Source organism: Sphingopyxis sp. NJF-3, assembly GCF_053514865.1.
On sequence record NZ_CM130726.1, the window covers coordinates 2,291,647 to 2,309,293 of the forward strand.

Consider the following 17,647-nt stretch of genomic DNA (forward strand, 5'->3'; position numbering starts at 1 on the left):
CGGTTCTGCGCGAGGCCGATAGCTGGAGATTGCTTCGTCGCTACGCTCCTCGCAATGACGGCAAGGGGCAAATCTCTAGACTACCTGATGAAGAAGCGCCTCGCCCGCGGCGAGGCGACGGCAATTTTCCCTTGCAACCGACAGGCTGCGCACGAGCGTTTCGGGCGTCAGCCAGGCGATATGCGGCGCCAGCACCGCATTGGGCAGGCCGAGCAGCGGATTGCCGCGCGGCAGCGGTTCTTCGGCGAAGACATCGAGTCCCGCTCCGCGCAAATGACCCGATGCCAGCGCATCGACCAGCCGCTCCTGATCGACCAGCTCGCCACGCGCCGTATTCACCAGCACCGCACCCTTCTTCATGGCGAAGGGATCGATCGATGCGCGTGTTTCGTCGGTCAGCGGGATATGCAGCGACACGATATCGCTTTCCGCCAGTAACCGATCGAGCGGCCAATAGTCATAGGGAACGTCGCGCGCGCTCCGCGCCGTGTAGACGACCTTCGCCCCCAGCGCGGCGAGCACCGGTGCCAGCAACTGCGCCGAATGACCGAAACCGACGAGCCCGACGGTCCGCCCCGCCACCTCGCCGACACCGTCGAGCTCGGACGGATCGGCGGTCCACCCTTCGCCCGCACGCGTCCGCGCGTCGAAGAAGCAGGTGCGCCGCAGCACCGCCATCATCAGCGACAGCGCCATCTCGGCAACGGCCTGGCTGTTGGTGCCGGGCATGTTGCACACCGCGACGCCGTGACCCTGCGCCGCGTCGAGCGCGATCGTGTTCACCCCGACGCCCAGCTTCTGGATCAGCTTCAGTTTCGGCGCCGAGGCGATGAACTCGGGCGTCACCGGCGTCAGCACATGAAGCAGTATGCTGATCTCGGGCGCCACTTCGTCGAGCGAAGCCGCCTCATCGACATGCACGACGACGCCGGGGCCGAAGATCGTGTCGACCGCTTCGCGGAAACCTGGGCTCGGCCGGGCGTGGAGGACGATCATGCGGTCACCCGGCCAATCGGACCGGCGAAAGCCGAGAAGCCGGCGAACTCCGCGTCGGCGCCCATCATTTCCTCGATCCGCAGCATCTCGTTCCACTTCGCCATGCGCTCCGAGCGCGTGAAGCTTCCGACCTTCAATTGCCCGGCGTCCCAGCCGGTCGCGAGGTGCGCGATGGTGACGTCCTCGCTCTCGCCCGAGCGCGCCGAGACGATCGCGCCCCAGCCGCGCGCCACCGCCGCGTCGAGCGCGGCCTTCGCCTCGGTCACCGTGCCGACCTGATTGACCTTGATCAGCGCCGCGTTACACACGGCGGCGTCGCCCGCGCGCGCGACGCGCGTCGCGTTGGTCACGAGCACATCGTCGCCGATAATCTGGACCTTGTCGCCGATCGCCGCGGTCACCGCCGCCATCGCCGTCCAGTCGTCCTGCCCCGCCGGGTCTTCGATCGAGAGGATCGGATAGCGCCTCGCCCATTCGATGATCCGCGCCGCCATCTCCTCGCTGGTCAGGCGGCCGTCATCGAGCGCGAGGCTATAACCCGACGCATCGCCCAGCTCATTCGCGGCGATGTCGAGCGAGATGAACACCTCCTCGCCCGCACGGTGGCCGCTGGCCTCGATCGCCTTCGTCAGCGTGTCGAGCGCATCCTCGTTGGAATCGAAATTCGGCCACCAGCCGCCCTCGTCGGCGACCCCCGACAGCGGACCCTTCGCTTCCATCAGCCTGCCCGCGGCGCGGTAGACATCGTCGGTGATTTCGAGCGCGCGGCGAAAGCTGCCCGCCTTCGGGCACATGACCATGAAATCCTGCACATCCGTCCGCCGCCCCGCATGCGCGCCGCCGCCGAAGATCTGGATTTCGGGAAGCGGCACGCGCACCTTGCGCCCGCCCGCCAGATAGCGCCACAGCGGCTCGCGCGCATCGGCCGCGGCGGCGTGGAGCACCGCCATCGACACCGCGACCACCGCATTGGCGCCGAGCCGCGCCTTGTTCGGCGTGCCGTCGAGGTCGCACAGTACGCGGTCGACTCCAGCCTGATCGCGCGCATCCATGCCCGCGATGGCGCCCGCGATCTCAGCGCCGATCCCCGCGACCGCGCCATTGACCCCAAAGCCGCCAAACGCTTCGCCGCCGTCGCGCAGGTCGATCGCCTCATGCGCGCCGCGCGAGGCGCCGGCGGGGGCGATGGCGCGGCCGACCGCGCCCGATTCGAGCACGACCTCGGCCTCGACAGTGGGCCGACCGCGCGAATCCCAGAGCTGGCGGCCGGTGACGGAGGCGATACGCGAAGTCATGGGAGAGTCCTTTTCCAGTTGGCGGCAAGTTCGCCGAGCGGCGACGGCGCCCGGATCAGCGCCCGCGCCTGATCGCGCACGATGCGCTTGTGGCCGGGGTCGGTAAGATAGGGCGCTGGCGACTTGCCCTCGACCCGCGCCAGAAGCAGCGCGGCGGCAAGCTTGCCCGCGCGCAGCAGCACGCCGTCGGCATCTTCCCAGTCGATCCCCGCACGATAGGCGGCAACCAGCGCGGCAGCCGCTTCGCTCAGCCGCGCGTCGCCGGACCACACGGCCTTCAGCAGCAGATGCGTCGCGCAAAAGGCGAGGTCGAAGGCCGGATCGCCATAGACCGCGCATTCGGCGTCGAGGAACACCGGGCCATCGGCGCTGACGAGGATATTCTTGGGACTGACGTCGCCGTGGACCAGCGCGATCTTGCGCGATACGAGATCGTCGGCGAGCGCAGTCAGCGCGGGCGCCAGTTCGCTGTCCCGTCGCGCAACATGGAACAGGAAGGGGTCGACGCGCAGCGCGCGGAACATATCGTCGTTGGGAAAGGCGGCGCGGTCGTTATCATTATCTGCAGTCGCGGCGTGGACCGCGGCGATCCCCTGCCCCACCTGCGCGGCGAAGGCGGGATCGACATGGCCCGCCATCAGCTCGTCCTTCCACACCGGACAACCGGGGAGGAAGCGCATCGCGAAGGCGTGGCCCGGCAGTTCGGCAAGCACCTCGGGCGCGATGCGCGGATCGACGCCGCGCGCGCGCTTGAGCCAGCGCACCTCGCTCGTCCCACGCTCGACCGGCGCCAGCCATTCGGCCGCGACGCGAAGCTGCGGCAGCGGGCGCTTGACGACGATCGGTCCCGAAGGCGTCTCGACCTTCCACACATCGCACGACACGCCGCCGGTCAGCGGCTCGAGGACGATATCGCCCTCGCCTGCCAGACCGGCGCCGCGCAATCCTTCGATGATGCCGGCGTCCACCGTCACCTCACAGCTTCTCCCGGATCCACGCGCCGACGAGGTCGGCGGCGTTCTGGCGTTCCTCGATCGAGTCTTCGAAATAATGCGCACCCTTGATCAGTTCGAGCTTCTTGTCGGCCGAACCGAGGAAGTCGAAGATCTTGCGCGCGTCGCTCGGGAAGACGCCGGTGTCGGCCGTCCCCTGCACGACGAGCGCGGGCGTGTCGTGCTTGGCGAGATGCGGCTGCCCCTGGCACGGCGAGGTTTCGAGGCTCCACATGTTGAGCCACGTCTTGATCGTATTGGCGCGGCCGATGCTCGGCGTACGGTTCGCGATCGCGGGGTCGCCGCGATAGCACCAGTTGGGCTTGCGGTCCGAGGGATCGATCGCCGGATCGACGCAGCGGATGTCGCCCCAGCAGCGGAACATCGGGAAGATGCGGTCGGGGATGCCGGCATCGTTGAGGCGCTTCAGCTCGGCCTTGGCCCAGTCGGTGATCCGCTGGTTGCGCGCGCGCTGGCCGGCGCGATATCTGGCGATGAAGTCTTCCGAGTAGGGCGGGCCATTGTCGGGATTGAACGGGTCGAGTTCGGGGTCGGTCAGCGTCGGATCATTCTCGTCGACCACCGACGCGTCCATCCAGTCGGTCAGCACTTCGGGCCGCCCCTGGTGCGCGTTGAAGCTGATGTAGAGGTCGCCCTTCACGAGGTTCGCCAGCGCATCCTGTCCCACCGAGGGCAGTCTGTCGGTCAAGGTGGGCGCGATCGCCTCAGCCTGATAGGCACCCATCAAGGAGCCGCCGCCCGAATTGCCGAGGATGACGATCTGCTCGACCCCCGCCTCTTCCTTGAGCCACTTCATGCCGACGCCGATGTCGAGCACCGCATGTTCCAGCAGGAACTGGTCCTCGACGCCGCGATAGCGCGTGTTCCAGCCGAGGAAGCCGAAGCCCTGACGGGCAAAATAGGGCGCGATATAATGTTCGGAGAAGTCGACATTGTAATGGGTAGCGATGATCGCGACCTTCGGGCGCTTGCCCGCCTCGGTCCAATAGATGCCCTGGCAGGGATGCCCGCCCGCCTGAATGCGCGGCGCGGTCGGCGACACGCGGCCGATGAATTGCGCGTCCAGTCCTTCGATGCCGTTGGGGTTCATTAGTCTCTCTCCTGATTGTCATATCTCATCATCGTCATCCCGGACTTGATCCGGGATCTATTCTCTCGACGCTGGATGAATGGATCCCGGATCAAGTCCGGGATGACGAGCGTGGCGAACATATTAGCGGGTCACTTCAAAAGGCAGCTTATACCCCTCCAGCCCCGCGCGGATCGCCTTCTTGTCGATCTTGCCCGTCGGGCCGAGCGGGATTTCATCGACGAACAGCACATCGTCGGGCATCCACCAGCGCGCGATCTTTCCGTCGAGGAATGATTTGAGGTCGTCGGCAGAGGCGCGGGCGCCATCCTTGAGCTGACACAGCAGGATCGGCCGCTCGTCCCATTTCGGATGCGCGACGCCGACGACCGCCGCGTTGGCGACCGCCTCGTGCCCCATCGCGATGTTCTCGATCTCGATCGAGCTGATCCACTCGCCGCCCGATTTCACCACATCCTTGGCGCGGTCGGTGATCTGCATATAGCCTTCGGCGTCGATCGTGCTGACGTCGCCGGTGTCGAAGAATCCCTCTTCGTCGAGCACGTCGCCGCCCTCGCCGCCGAAATAGCCCGCCGCGATCGTCGGCCCCTTGATCATCAGCCGGCCCGGCGTCCTGCCGTCGTGCGGCAGGCGGCTTCCGGCATCGTCGACCAGCTTCATCTCGAGCCCGCAGAGCAACCGCCCCTGCTTGAGCTTGTAGGCCATCTGCTCGGCGTCGGACTTCGCCGCCACCGACGCGCTCGGCACCGACACCGTGCCGAGCGGCGAGGTTTCGGTCATGCCCCAGCCCTGGATGACATCGACGCCATAATCGTCGCGGAAGGTCCGGATGATCGATTCGGGGCACGCCGAGCCGCCGATCGTCACGCGCTGCAGCGTCGTGAAACGCTTGCCATTCTCCTGCATGTACTGGAGCAGCATCTGCCACACCGTCGGCACCGCGGCCGAGTAAGTGACGCCCTCCCGCTCGATCAGATTATAGATCGACTCGCCGTCCATCCGCTGCCCCGGCAGCACGAGCTTCGCGCCGACCGCCGGCGCCGAATAAACCACGCCCCACGCATTGGCGTGGTACATCGGCACGACGAGCAGCACCGTGTCGCGCGCCGACAGCGCGAGCGCGTCGCGCTGCAGGGTCATCAGCGCGTGGATATAGTTGGAGCGGTGCGAATAGAGCACGCCCTTGGGATTGCCGGTCGTGCCGCTGGTATAGCAGAGGCCGCACGCCGCATTCTCGTCGAAGCCGCCCCAGTCATATTCAGTGGGCTGCCCCGCGATCCAGTCGTCGAAGGCGACCGCATCGAAGCTGGTCTTCGGCATCGAAGCAGCGTCGCAGAAAAAGATCACCTTCTCGATCGACGGCACCTGCGGCAGCAGTTCCTTGACCAGATCGGCGGTCGCGGGGTCTGCGATCAGCAGCCGGTCGCCGGCGTGGTTCGCGATATAGGCGATCTGTTCGAGGAAGAGCCGCGGGTTGAGCGTGTGGAGCACCGCCCCCATGCCCGCCGCGCCGTACCAGGCGGCGAGATGCCGCGCGCCGTTCCACGCCATCGTCGCGACACGATCGCCGGCTTTGATGCCTTCGGCGGCCAGCGCATTCGACACGCGCTTCGCATCGGCATGAACATCGGCATAGGTCGACCGGGTGACGCGTCCCTCGGCATCACGCGACACGATCTCGCGGCCGCCGTGCCAGTTCGCCGCATGGTCGAGGATCCGGTCGACCGTCAGCGGCACATTCTGCATCAACCCGTCCATTTCGGTCCGTTTCTCCCCATCGCGGCCAACGTCGTGCACGCCCGCTCTTATCGCATCCGAGAAAGATAGTATACTAAGTATCTTGCCTTTGCAATGCCGCTCCGCTTGCCTCGCCCCGGCCCTTCTTCTAGCGTGACGCCGTTGGCGCTTGGCCGGCAAACGGGGATTATCGCGGCTCTTCATGCGCACCAATCAGCTTATCATCGCCCTTTTCCAACGCTTCTGCTGGCTCGACGAAGGGCTGCAGGCGCGGCTGCACGATCATGGCTGGCCCGACGTCAACCGGCCGCAGTCGATGGTGATGACCAACATCGTCAGCGGCATCGTGCGCCCGTCGGACATCGCGCGCAACCTTGGCATTTCGCGCCAGGCGATCCACAGCACGATCAACCAGATGGTGAAGCTCGGCATCGTCCAGCTCGAGGTCGATCCGGCCGACCGCCGCCACATGATCGTTTCGCTGACCGACCTAGGGACCCGCATGCGCGAGGATGCGCAGCGTTCGATGGACGCGCTGTCGGCGCAGATCGCCGCGCGGCTCGGCCAGGACCGGTTTGACGCGCTGCTCGCCGCGCTCGAAGCCGATTGGGGCGAGAATATCGAACGCGACCCCGCGCCGCGCCGCCGGAGCGCCTAGACGGAGAGCGCCGCCGCGACCTTGACCAGCCGCGCCGCGGTCATGTCGACCAGCGACGCCGGCAGCGGCTCCCTGAGCTGGCCGTCTTCCCCGAAGCCCGTGTGCGCCAGCGGCACAAGCACTTGTTCGGGGATCACGACCATCTGGATCGTGTTCAAGATCTGTCTGAGGTGCGTCAGCCCGCGCAGCCCGCCGAAGGGGCTGACCGACGCCGACATGATCGCCGCCGCCTTCCCGCGGAAGGCGGTCAGCGCCACCGGCCCCTCGTCGCCGGTCGGCCGCGACGCCCAGTCGATCGCATTCTTGAGCAGCGCGGGGATCGAGCCATTATATTCGGGCGAGACGAAGAGAATGCCGTCCTGCGCGGCGAGCAACTGCTTGAGCGCGAGCGCATCGGGCGGGAAAGCGCCCTTTTCCAGCGCGTCCGAATAGATAGGCAGGTCAAGCGTCGCGAGATCGAGCGCCGCCACCTCGGCCCCGTGCGCCTCGAGCCGCGCGGCGGCGAGCCGCGCCAGCGCCCGGTTATAGGACCCGTCGCGCGTGCTGCCGACGATTACCGCAATCTTTGTCATCATTCCTCCCGAACCAGATCATTAGAATACTAACTTATGATTCGGGCGAAACGCAACTCCCTGCTTTGCGCAGTAGTGGGTCGGTTTGAATTTCCACCTGCATGGTGCGCGCGCCTCTCTTTTTCCGTCACCCTGAACTTGTTTCAGGGTCCATGGCCCGAGATTTCGATGAGCGCGGTGTCGGAAGAGAGAGCCGGCCATGGATGCTGAAACAAGTTCAGCATGACGAAGGAAGAAAGCGATCGGCTCCCTGTCGAGGTGGAAATCCAAACCGACCCTATCCGCCGCGCTCAGGCCTTCACGTCCGAAAGCACCGACAATTTGCGCGTCTCGTCCGCCAGATTGTCGATCACCCGGCGCATCAGCGCCTGCAGCGTCTCGACCTCGTCATCGGTCATGCCACGCGTCGCGATCTCGTGGATCTCGGCGTTCATCGGTGCGAGGACCAGTTCGAGCTTCTTCGCGTGCGGGGTCAGGAAGATGAAGGTCTTGCGCCGGTCGTCCTCGGTCTTCTTGCGCGTGATGAAGCCCGCCTTCTCCAGACCCTTCAGCGCCACGACCGTGGTCGGCTCGCGCATCCCGACGCGTTCGCTGAGTTCGCGCTGGGTGATGCCGTCCTCGCGCCACAACTGGCGCAGGAAGCGCCACTGGCCCGCCGATACGTCATAGGCGAGCGTACGGCGTTCGAGCAGGCGCGAGAAGGAGCGGAACACCACGCGCGCCAGATAGCCGATGCTGTTTTCCGGGTTGGTGTAAAATTCGGCCGGGTGCCGATAGCTTTTCGTTTTCTTGGCCAATTTCCATTCCCCTGCGGCCATTTTCGGTGGCGGGCCCGCAGCCCGCCTCTGCGCGAACCTTAGAGGCCGAAGATTCGCCCGGCAAGGCGCTTCGTCGCCGGAACGGCGCCACAAGCCCGCGATAGCATTGGACAAAGCCCGAAGATGCGATATACTTAGAATACTAAGTTATAGGAGTCCCCCCTTGGAAAAATTCGTGCGGGTGACGGCGGTGGCCGCCCCTCTGCCGCTCGCCAATGTCGACACCGACATGATCATTCCGGCGCGCTTCATGAAGGCGCTCACCCGGGACGGGCTCGGCAAGCATCTGTTCCAGGAACTCCGCTATGCCGGCGACGGCAGCGAGCGCGCGGACTTCATCCTCAACCACCCCGCGTGCCGCCGCGCCGGAATCCTCGTCGCCGACCGCAATTTCGCCTGCGGCTCGTCGCGCGAGCATGCGGCGTGGGCGCTCACCGATTTCGGAATCCGCTGCGTGGTCGCGCCGAGCTTCGGCGACATCTTCGCGAGCAACGCGCGCAAGAACGGCCTGCTGCTGATCCGCCTGCCCGATGCCGTCTGCGAACGGCTGCGGAGCGAGATCGAATTGTCGCAATATGCTCCGGTCGAAGTCGATCTCGAAGCACAGACGATCCGGCTCGCATCGGGCGAGACGATCGCGTTCGCGGTCGATCCCGACGACCGCCGCGTCCTGCTCGAAGGGCTCGACGACATCGGCCGCACGCTGCGCCATGCGGGTGCGATCACGCGTTTCGAGGAGGCTGGTTAGGCCCGGAACCCGAATCGAGCCGCATCCGCGAGGGAAATTTGGCTGGAATGACCGGAAACGAGCGGAAGCCGTCGCTTCCCCTCTTTCGTCGGCCCGGGCCCTCTTTCGTCATCCCGGACTTGATCCGGGATCGATGACGACGGTGCAGCTATGGATCCGGGATCAAGTCCGGGATGACGAATGTCTAAAACCGACCGGTTGGGGCCATAGGCAGAGAAGCCCCTCCCCTTGTTTGCCGCCCTACGCCAAGCTCTCCGGCGAGGCGATCGCCCCCGCGATCGCGCTTGCCGCCGCGAGCGCGGGGCTCATCAGGTGGGTGCGGCCGCCGCGGCCCTGGCGGTTCTCGAAATTGCGGTTCGAAGTCGCGGCGCAGCGTTCGCCGGGGTTCAGCCGGTCGGGGTTCATGCCGACGCACAGCGAGCAGCCGGGCTCGCGCCAGTCGAAGCCCGCCGCGCGCAATATGTCGGCGACCCCCTCCTCCTCCGCCTGCCGCTTCACGAGGCCGGACCCGGGCACGACCATCGCGCGGACATGCGGCGCGACGCGGCGGCCGCGCACGATATCGGCGGCGACGCGCAAATCCTCGATCCGGCTGTTGGTGCAGCTACCGATGAAGACGCGATCGAGCCGGATGCCGGCGACCGGCGTGCCGGGCGTCAGGTCCATATATTTGAGCGCACGTTCGGCCGCGGCGCGCAACTCGGCATTGACCAGCATGGTCGGGTCGGGAATCTGGCCGTCGACCGGCACCACCTGCGACGGATTGGTGCCCCAGCTCACCATCGGCCGCACCGCGGCAGCGTCGATCCGCACCTCGCGGTCGAAGCGGGCATCCGCGTCACTCGACAGCAGGCGCCAGCGCGCGCGCGCCGCGTCCCACGCCGCGCCCAGGGGCGCCGCCGGACGCCCCTCCAGATAGGCGAAGGTCGTGTCGTCGGGCGCGACGAGCCCGGCGCGCGCGCCCATTTCGATGCTGAGGTTGCACAAAGTCATCCGCGCTTCCATCGACAGCGCGCGGATCGCCGGCCCCGCATATTCGATCACATGCCCGCCCGCGCCGTCGACCCCGATGGCGCCGAGGATATGGAGCGCCAGATCCTTGGCGAAGACATGCGGCGCCAGCATGCCGTCGACGGCGATCCGCATGTTGCGCGACCGGCGCTGGCGGATGGTCTGGGTCGCCAGCACATGCTCGACCTCGCTGGTGCCGATTCCGAAGGCGAGCGCGCCGAAGGCGCCGTGGGTCGAGGTGTGGCTGTCGCCGCACACGATCGTCATCCCCGGCTGCGAGCGCCCCTGCTCGGGCCCAACGACATGGACGATGCCGCCGCGCGGATCGCCCATCGCGAAACGCTCGATCCCGAAATGGTCGGCGTTGGCGGCGAGCGCCTCGAGCTGCGCGCGCGCCTGGTCGTCGGCGACGCCCGCCGGGCCCGCCGCCTGCCCCTCGGTCGGGACATTATGGTCGGACAGTGCGAGCGCGCGCGAAGGCTGCCGCACCCGCCGCCCGGCCGCGGCGAGCGCGGCAAAGGCCTGCGGCGACGTCACCTCGTGGAGCAGGTGGAGGTCGATGTAGAGCAGAGTCTCGCCCTCGTCCTCGGCGACCGCGTGGGCATCCCAGATCTTGTCGTAGAGCGTCCGCGCGCCGGTCATCGCATTCCCCGTCGTTCCGTTGTCGTCAGCCGCTCCGCCGCCATCGAATCGCTTTCATCATTTACTTAGTATACTAACTTATATGCGGGCGATACGGACCTTCGCAAGCGGCAACCGCCGGAAAAGCGTTGCCCTCGGAAAATAATACTTAGTACTTGAAGTATTTTTGTCATCTGCTAGAGCGACGATGGGAACGGGGATCATCCGTCCGCACGATGGCGAGCGCGAAGGCGACAGATCTTCCCCGCCACCCGGACCATGCGGCAGCCGTCGGGATCGGCCCGCTTCCCTCGAGACAGAAGAGGCCGGATGCGCGAGCCGCATATCCGCCGCGGTGGCGCGTGCGGAAAGCGAGGCCGCGCGGCCAGTTTGGAGGACAGCATGACGACCCGCTATCTATTGCTTTCGACCGCGATCGCCGCCCTGGCGGCGACCCCGGTTCACGCCCAGTCGACCGACGCCGCCGCAGCGAGCGACGACAGTGCCGCCGCGGCGCCCGCCGACGACAGCTATGGCGGCGACATCGTCGTCACCGCGCAGCGCCGTTCCGAAAGCGTGCAGGATGTGCCGATCGCGATCTCGGCCTTCAACAGCGAGATGGTCGAGGCGAGCGGCAGCACCAACATCACCAGCCTGAACGGCCTCGCGCCCAACGTCGTGCTCCAGACGCAGGGCCTGGTCGCCAACGTCCCGATGATCTCGATCCGCGGCATGAGCACCGCCGACCCCGATCCCAATGCCGACCCCAAGGTCAGCACGATCATCGACGGCGTCTATATCCCCTTCGTATCGAGCACGATGCTCGACCTGTTCGACGTCGAGCGCATCGAGGTGCTGAAGGGCCCGCAGGGCGTGCTGTTCGGCAAGAACAACCTCGCTGGCACGATCAACGTCATCACCGCGCGGCCGACCGACGATTTCGGCGGCGAAGTACGGCTGACCGCGGGCTCGTTCGGGCTCAAGCAGTTCCGCGGCAAGATCAACACCGGGCGCTTCGCGGGCGACGCGCTCGCCGCCAAGGTCTCGGTCAATTTCCGCGACTATGACGGCTACAGCCGCAACGTCATCACCGGCAACCGGCTCAACGGTGCCAACGTCAAGTCGGTGCGCGGCGCGCTCAATTTCGATCAGGGCGGCGCCTTCAATTCGACGCTGGTGGTCGACTGGTTGAAGCAGAAGACGACCGGTCCCGCGCCGCACGTGCTCGACAATGGCGATCCCAACTGGGATCTGCTTCCCAAGGCCGCCCGCGACGACGTGCGCAAGGCGGCGGTGCCCTTCGACCCCTATGCCAATACCGAAAGCTATGGCGGGTCGTGGACCTCGAACCTCGACGTCGGTTACGGCACGGTCACCGCGGTGCTCGGCTATCGCCACCTCGACTATGTGACGCGCGGCGATTTCGACGGGCTGATCACCCCCGCGCCGCAGCTCGACGTCACGCGCGACTTCTCGGGCAATTCGAAGAGCGCCGAGCTGCGCTACGTCTCGCCCGCCGACGAGCCGGTCGATTTCGTCGTCGGCGCCTATTATCAGGCCGACAAGTGGCGCCAGTTCAACACCGTGCTCGCCAATCCGACCACGACGACGCTCGCGCAGCTTCACCAGGACACCGAAAGCTACGCGCTGTTCGCGCTGGTCAACGCGCACCCGACCGACAGCCTGACGCTGTCGATCGGCGGCCGCTACAGTCACGATCGCAAGAAGTACGACATCGCCTCGCAGGTGCTGGTGAACAATGTCCAGCGGTCGTCGTTCCAGAGCAGCCTTGAGGCGAGCTGGGCCGAGTTCACTCCGCGCCTGACGGTCGAATACAAGATCGGCCCGTCGGCGATGCTCTACGCCAATTATTCGCAAGGCTATAAAGCCGGCGGCTATAATTCGCGCGGCACGATCCCCGAGAATGTCGGCCCCTATGATCCGGAGCGCGTCAACGCGTTCGAGGTCGGCGCGAAGACCGACCTGTTCGACCGCCTGCTCCGCCTGAACGTCGCGGGCTTCGTCAACAATTACCGCGACCTGCAAAGCTCGGTGACGAAGATGGGTTCGGTGCGGCCGGAGAATATCACGACCAATGTCGCCGCCGCGAAAATTTATGGCTTCGAGGTCGAGACGCTGCTGCGCCCGTCGCATAATTTCACGCTGGGCGCGAACATTGCCTATCTGCACGCGCGCTACACCGACTTCTGCGCGGACACCGACGGCGTGTTCACCAATGGCGCGCCCGAGCCCGGCCAGTGCGGCCCCGCGGTGCCGATCCTGCTCAACGGGGTTCCCAACGGCACCTTCGCGGTTCCGACCGATTCGACCGGGCTCGAACTCGCCAACGCACCCAAGTGGAGCGGCAGCGTCTCGGCCGACTATGTGATCCCGATGTCGTTCGGCGAGATCAAGCTGCACAGCGACGCGCGCTATTCGAGCCGCTTCAACACCTGGGGCCGCGACAACGACCCGGGCTATTACCGCAAGGAGGTCGTGCTGCTGAACGCCAGCGTCGCGGTCGCGGGCGAGGACGACAAGTGGAAGGTCACGCTTTACGGGTCGAACCTCACCGACCAGAAGGTGATCTCGGGCGCGATCTCGGCCGGCGCGACGCCGATCCAGCAATTCTACCAGCCGCCGCGCGAATTCGGGGTCGATGTAGCGTTCAAATTCTGACCGGGCCGCCCGCGGCGCAGCTGCGCCGCGGGCGAAGCCGATAGAATAATAGGAGAGTGATGATGGGTTGGGACGTGAATCGCCGGACATTCGTCGGCGGCATGGGCGCGCTGGCGGCCGCGGGGCTGGCGATGCCGGCCTATGCGAAAAACGGCAAGAAGCTCAACATCCTGATGATCGTCACCGACCAGGAACAGAGCATCGCGAGCTATCCGAAGGGGCTGCTCGAAAAGCTGCCGGCGCACCGCGAACTGCTCGAACGCGGGCTGCTGGTCGAGAATTACCATGTTCACACCACCCCCTGCACCCCATCGCGCTCGACGATCTTTCAGGGGCATCACACCCAGCAGACGGGGCTTTTCCTCAACAGCGACAATGCCCCCTACCCCGTCGCGGCCGAGGACATGCCGACGCTCGGCCACATGATGCAGGCCGCGGGCTATTACACCTGCTACAAGGGCAAGTGGCACCTCAGCCGCATCAACAATGATCGCAACTGGACGCGAATCCCTGGCGGCATCTATCCGACCACCGAAAACGCCATGGAGAAATACGGCTTCCACGATTACGGCTTCGACGGCGAGGAGGTCGGGCTGACGTGGGACGGCTACAAGGCCGACATGTTCGTCGCGGGCGACGCGGCGCGCGCGATCTTCGACTATGCGCGGCGCGACAAGGCGGGCGGGAAGCCGTGGTTCCAGGTCGTCGGGCTGGTCAATCCGCACGACATCATGTTCTATGACGCGACGGGCAAGCAGGCCGAAAGCCGCCCCGATCCCAATGCCCTGGGGCCGCTGCGCCGCGAGCCCGGCGATCCGCTCTACGAGGTCGACAACAAGTTCGACCTGCCCGAGAGCTTCTACAAGGACGACCTCAGCACCAAGCCCGAGGCGCATCGCGCGATCGTGCGGCTCAACGACCTCTTCTACGGCACCATGCGCCACGACGACGAGGAAAGCTGGCACCGCTTCATCAACTATTATTACAATTGCCTGCGCGACGTCGACCGGCGGCTCGGGCAATTGCTCTGGGCGCTCAAGGAGAGCGGGCAGATCGACAATACGATCATCATCTACACCAGCGACCATGGCGAGCGCGCGGGGGCGCACGGGATGCGCCAGAAGGGCGCGACCATGTACCGCGAAGAGGTCAATATCCCGATGATCGTCGCACACCCCGACGTCGCGGGCGGGCGCACGACCAAGGGGCTGATGGGCGCGATCGATATCGCGCCGACGTTGATGAGCCTCGCGGGCCTCTCCACCGACGAGCAGGCGAAGCGCTTCCCCGGCCTCCCTGGCCTCGACGTGTCGGGCCTGCTGACCTCACCCGCGGCGCCGACCGAGCGCGACCGGCAGGGGCATCTCTTCAACTATGCCGTCGTCCATTATTGGGAACCGACGAGGGACCGGACCGCGACGCTGCCGTCAGGCGAGCCCGACTATTCGAAACGTTTCGACCTTACGAAGCGGCGACTGCATCGCGGCGTCCACGACGGGCGTTACAAGTTCGCGCGCTATTTCGCGCCGGCGCACCACCACACGCCGACCGATTGGAAGACGCTGACCGCGATGAACGACCTCGAACTCTACGACACCCACGCCGACCCGGGCGAGATGGTCAACCTCGCGAACGACCCGAAGCACAGGAAGGATGTCCTGCGCCTCAACAAGATGGCGAACGCGCTGATCAAGCGCGAGGTGGGCATCGACGACGGCCGCGAATATCCGGGGCCGACCGAGATGTACAACCAGCCGGTTTAGCGGCTCCAGCGCGCGAAGATGGCGGTGGGGAGGAGCAGCCCCCGCGCCTCTTCGCGCACCGCAAGTTCGCCGCATTCGACCGTGCCGGGCAGGTCGGCGAATATCTGCGCGAGCAGTTCGCCGATCGCCAGCGCCGACATGCGCACCGCATAGACGGTCAGGAACAGCGCGCGGCTGTCAGCGTCGAGCAGCTGGCGGCAGTCGGCGAGCAGCGGCGCCAGCCCCTCCTCGATCTGCCAGCGCTCATTGTTGGGGCCACGGCCGAACTTCGGGGGATCGAGCAGGATCGCATCGTAGCGCCGCCCGCGCCGCACCTCGCGCGCGGTGAATTTCCCCGCATCGTCGACGATCCAGCGGATCGGCTTCTCGGCCATTCCCGCGAGCGCCGCATTGTCGCGCGCCTGCGCGACCGATTTCTTCGACGCGTCGACATGGGTCACCGTCGCGCCCGTCGCGCCCGTCGCGGCGAGCGCCTGGCTGCCGACGCCGGTGTAGCCGAAGAGGTTGAGGAAGGCCGGGTCGGCCTTGTCGGCGGTGCGCTCGCGTAGCCAGTCCCACACCGGCGCCATGTCGGGAAAGAAGCCGAGATGCCGGAACGGCGTGCAACTCGCGGTGAAGCGCGTCTCGCGCCAGCCGAGCGGCCAGCCCTCGGCGGGAACGGGGCTATGGAAATACCAGCGCCCGCCGCCATCCTCGTCCGACGCGGGGACGAACTCGCCGTCGGCCTCGTCCCACGCGCTCGCGGGGAGCGCTGGAGCCCACATCGCCTGCGGCTCGGGGCGGATGAAGCGATAGCGGCCATAGCGTTCGAGCTTGCGCCCGCCGCCGCTGTCGATCAGCCCATAATCCTCCCACGCCTCGCCGACGAGCGTGCGCAGGGGAAGCAGGTCAGCCACGGGCCGCTTCGGCGAGGATATGCGCCTTCACCGCGTCATAATCGCCGGGGAGCTTTTCATAGCGCTCCTCGCGGTCGAACAGATTGCCGAGCCGCGCCGGCAGCGGCGGGCGCACGCCGGTCGCGCGCTCGACCGCGTCGCGGAACTTCGCCGGATGCGCGGTCGCCAACGTCACCACCGGCACCGCAGGGTCGATGTCAAGATCGCGCGCGGCCGCCAGCCCGACCGCGCTGTGCGGGTCGATGATCTGTCCGCCATGCTCCTGCGCCCAGCGCAGCGCGAGTGCCATCGCGTCGCCGTCGATCCGCGCGCTGGAGAACAGCCCGCTCGCCCCGCGCAGCATGTCGGCGGGGATCGTCATCGCGCGGCTCGCGTCGAACTCGCCCATCATGGCGGTGATCGCCGCACCGTCGCGACCCGAAAGATCGAAGAGCAACCGCTCGAAATTGCTGCTGACCTGGATGTCCATGCTCGGCGTCGCGGTCGGCGTCACCGTGCCGGCGCTGTAATCGCCGCGGGTCAGCGCGCGGTGGAGGATGTCGTTGACGTTGGTCGCGACCACCAGCCTTGCCACGGGAAGCCCCATCTGCGCCGCGACATAGCCCGCGAAGATGTCGCCGAAATTACCGGTCGGCACGCTGAACGCGATTGCGCGGTCGGGCGCACCGAGGCGGACGGCGGCGTAGAAATAATAGACGATCTGCGCCATCAACCGGGCCCAGTTGATGCTGTTCACCGCCGACAGCGTGACCTGGCTCCGCGCCTCCTCGTCGCCGAACAGCCGCTTCACCATCGCCTGCGCGTCGTCGAAGCTACCGTCGATCGCGATATTGTGGACGTTCGGCGCGAGCACCGTCGTCATCTGCCGCCGCTGCACGTCGCTGACCCGGCCTTCGGGATGGAGCATGAAGATGCGGATATGCTCGCGCCCCGCCACCGCCTCGATCGCCGCCGATCCGGTGTCGCCCGACGTCGCGCCGACGATCGTGATGTCGGTGCCGCCGCCCGCGAGGAAGGTTTCGAAAAGCTGGCCGAGCAGTTGCAGCGCGACGTCCTTGAACGCCAGCGTCGGCCCGTGGAACAGTTCGAGCAGCCAGTGGCGATGGTCGAGCTGGATGAGCGGAGTCACCGCGTCGTGGCCGAAGCGGCCATAGGCGGCGGTGCAGAGCCGGCGCAATTCGTCCTCGGCGAGCACCCCGACGACAAAGGGCGCCATGATCCGCACCGCGGTCTCGACATAATCGAGGCCCGCGAGGGCGCGAATCTCGTCGGCGCTCAGCCGCGGCCACTGCGCCGGCACATAGAGCCCGCCATCGCTGGCGAGGCCGGCGAGCGTGGCGGCGCGAAAATCGAGGGTCGGCGCAGAGCCGCGCGTGCTGATATAATCCATGACGGGAATGCGCCTAAAGCGATTCCACGCCAAAGGGAACATCCGCCGATGCGTGGAAGGCGACAAAAGCGAAAAGCCGTCCCCTGTCCCTCGTCATGCTGAACTTGTTTCAGCATCCATGACCTACCTTTTCGTCAGGCGCCGTGCCTATTTTTGTTTCGCGCGAAGACGCGAAGACGCGAAGAAAAAGGCTTGGACCGACAGGCCCCATCGTCTTTCGACGGTGCGGCCTGTCGCGACATCGCAAGAGAAAAGCCGCTTCGCGGCCGGAACAACCTCTTCGCGTCTTCGCGTCTTCGCGCGAAACAAACTAGCGCCACCCTGCCAAACGAGCGCCGGGTCATGGATGCTGAAACAAGT

14 protein-coding genes are annotated in these 17,647 nt (G+C 66.3%); 4 read left to right on the plus strand and 10 right to left on the minus strand.

Annotated features, from left to right (window positions below; translation table 11 throughout):
- Positions 1–75: 75 nt before the first annotated feature.
- From ACOTSS_RS11265 to ACOTSS_RS11285, 5 genes are all read right to left on the minus strand, one after another.
- The gene (locus tag ACOTSS_RS11265; RefSeq protein WP_448688250.1) at positions 76–996 is read right to left on the minus strand and encodes an NAD(P)-dependent oxidoreductase; all 921 of its coding nucleotides are present in this window, start codon (positions 994–996) and stop codon (positions 76–78) included.
- Entirely contained in the window at positions 993–2,291 is a 1,299-nt protein-coding gene (eno, locus tag ACOTSS_RS11270) for a phosphopyruvate hydratase (protein ID WP_448688251.1), read from the minus strand. The genes ACOTSS_RS11265 and eno overlap by 4 nt, the downstream gene beginning before the upstream one ends.
- Entirely contained in the window at positions 2,288–3,265 is a 978-nt protein-coding gene (locus tag ACOTSS_RS11275) for a phosphotransferase family protein (RefSeq protein ID WP_448688252.1), read from the minus strand. The genes eno and ACOTSS_RS11275 overlap by 4 nt, the downstream gene beginning before the upstream one ends.
- A 1-nt stretch (position 3,266) precedes the next feature.
- Positions 3,267–4,394 (minus strand): alpha/beta hydrolase, encoded by a 1,128-nt coding sequence (locus tag ACOTSS_RS11280; RefSeq protein ID WP_448688253.1) that lies wholly within the window; start codon positions 4,392–4,394, stop codon positions 3,267–3,269.
- A gap of 123 nt (positions 4,395–4,517) precedes the next feature.
- On the minus strand, positions 4,518–6,191 hold the full coding sequence (locus ACOTSS_RS11285) for a long-chain-fatty-acid--CoA ligase (protein ID WP_448688254.1): 1,674 nt from the start codon (positions 6,189–6,191) through the stop codon (positions 4,518–4,520).
- Between the two features lie 142 nt (positions 6,192–6,333).
- Here ACOTSS_RS11285 and ACOTSS_RS11290 point away from each other — a divergent pair, with 142 nt between their 5' ends.
- Positions 6,334–6,789, plus strand: a complete 456-nt coding sequence (locus ACOTSS_RS11290; RefSeq protein WP_448688255.1) for a MarR family winged helix-turn-helix transcriptional regulator — start codon at positions 6,334–6,336, stop codon at positions 6,787–6,789.
- Here ACOTSS_RS11290 and ACOTSS_RS11295 read toward each other — a convergent pair.
- Together ACOTSS_RS11295 and ACOTSS_RS11300 are read right to left on the minus strand one after the other, a co-directional pair.
- On the minus strand, positions 6,786–7,361 hold the full coding sequence (locus ACOTSS_RS11295) for an NADPH-dependent FMN reductase (protein ID WP_448688256.1): 576 nt from the start codon (positions 7,359–7,361) through the stop codon (positions 6,786–6,788). The two genes, ACOTSS_RS11290 and ACOTSS_RS11295, sit on opposite strands and share 4 nt — an antisense overlap.
- 290 nt (positions 7,362–7,651) lie before the next feature.
- A complete protein-coding gene (locus tag ACOTSS_RS11300) occupies positions 7,652–8,158 on the minus strand; it encodes a MarR family winged helix-turn-helix transcriptional regulator (protein WP_095385062.1) in 507 nt (168 codons plus the stop codon).
- Between the two features lie 184 nt (positions 8,159–8,342).
- Between ACOTSS_RS11300 and leuD the strand changes: the two genes are divergently transcribed.
- Positions 8,343–8,927, plus strand: a complete 585-nt coding sequence (gene leuD, locus ACOTSS_RS11305; RefSeq protein WP_448688257.1) for a 3-isopropylmalate dehydratase small subunit — start codon at positions 8,343–8,345, stop codon at positions 8,925–8,927.
- Positions 8,928–9,167: 240 nt separating this feature from the next.
- On the opposite strand, the gene leuC is transcribed toward leuD, so the two are convergent.
- Positions 9,168–10,580, minus strand: coding sequence for a 3-isopropylmalate dehydratase large subunit (leuC, locus tag ACOTSS_RS11310; protein WP_448688258.1), 1,413 nt, complete (start codon positions 10,578–10,580; stop codon positions 9,168–9,170).
- 381 nt (positions 10,581–10,961) lie between these two features.
- On the opposite strand from leuC, the gene ACOTSS_RS11315 reads away from it, so the two are divergent.
- Positions 10,962–13,238 carry a TonB-dependent receptor gene (locus ACOTSS_RS11315; protein WP_448688259.1) on the plus strand — a complete coding sequence of 759 codons (2,277 nt, stop codon included), beginning with the start codon at positions 10,962–10,964 and terminating at the stop codon, positions 13,236–13,238.
- 62 nt (positions 13,239–13,300) lie between these two features.
- Positions 13,301–15,001 (plus strand): sulfatase-like hydrolase/transferase, encoded by a 1,701-nt coding sequence (locus ACOTSS_RS11320; protein ID WP_448688260.1) that lies wholly within the window; start codon positions 13,301–13,303, stop codon positions 14,999–15,001.
- Here the strand turns inward: ACOTSS_RS11320 and ACOTSS_RS11325 are convergent.
- The gene (locus tag ACOTSS_RS11325; RefSeq protein WP_448688261.1) at positions 14,998–15,897 is read right to left on the minus strand and encodes a class I SAM-dependent methyltransferase; all 900 of its coding nucleotides are present in this window, start codon (positions 15,895–15,897) and stop codon (positions 14,998–15,000) included. The two genes, ACOTSS_RS11320 and ACOTSS_RS11325, sit on opposite strands and share 4 nt — an antisense overlap.
- Entirely contained in the window at positions 15,890–17,287 is a 1,398-nt protein-coding gene (thrC, locus tag ACOTSS_RS11330) for a threonine synthase (RefSeq protein ID WP_448688262.1), read from the minus strand. The genes ACOTSS_RS11325 and thrC overlap by 8 nt, the downstream gene beginning before the upstream one ends.
- Between the last annotated feature and the right edge of the window lie 360 nt (positions 17,288–17,647).

What these genes read in the sequence shown, in the direction of transcription:
- ACOTSS_RS11265 (WP_448688250.1), bottom strand. Translation starts at nt 996, where the DNA reads ATGATCGTCCTCCACGCCCGGCCGAGCCCAGGTTTCCGCGAAGCGGTC.
- ACOTSS_RS11280 (WP_448688253.1), bottom strand. Translation starts at nt 4,394, where the DNA reads ATGAACCCCAACGGCATCGAAGGACTGGACGCGCAATTCATCGGCCGC.
- eno (WP_448688251.1), bottom strand. Translation starts at nt 2,291, where the DNA reads ATGACTTCGCGTATCGCCTCCGTCACCGGCCGCCAGCTCTGGGATTCG.
- ACOTSS_RS11320 (WP_448688260.1), top strand. Translation starts at nt 13,301, where the DNA reads ATGGGTTGGGACGTGAATCGCCGGACATTCGTCGGCGGCATGGGCGCG.
- thrC (WP_448688262.1), bottom strand. Translation starts at nt 17,287, where the DNA reads ATGGATTATATCAGCACGCGCGGCTCTGCGCCGACCCTCGATTTTCGC.
- ACOTSS_RS11295 (WP_448688256.1), bottom strand. Translation starts at nt 7,361, where the DNA reads ATGACAAAGATTGCGGTAATCGTCGGCAGCACGCGCGACGGGTCCTAT.
- ACOTSS_RS11290 (WP_448688255.1), top strand. Translation starts at nt 6,334, where the DNA reads ATGCGCACCAATCAGCTTATCATCGCCCTTTTCCAACGCTTCTGCTGG.
- ACOTSS_RS11315 (WP_448688259.1), top strand. Translation starts at nt 10,962, where the DNA reads ATGACGACCCGCTATCTATTGCTTTCGACCGCGATCGCCGCCCTGGCG.
- leuC (WP_448688258.1), bottom strand. Translation starts at nt 10,580, where the DNA reads ATGACCGGCGCGCGGACGCTCTACGACAAGATCTGGGATGCCCACGCG.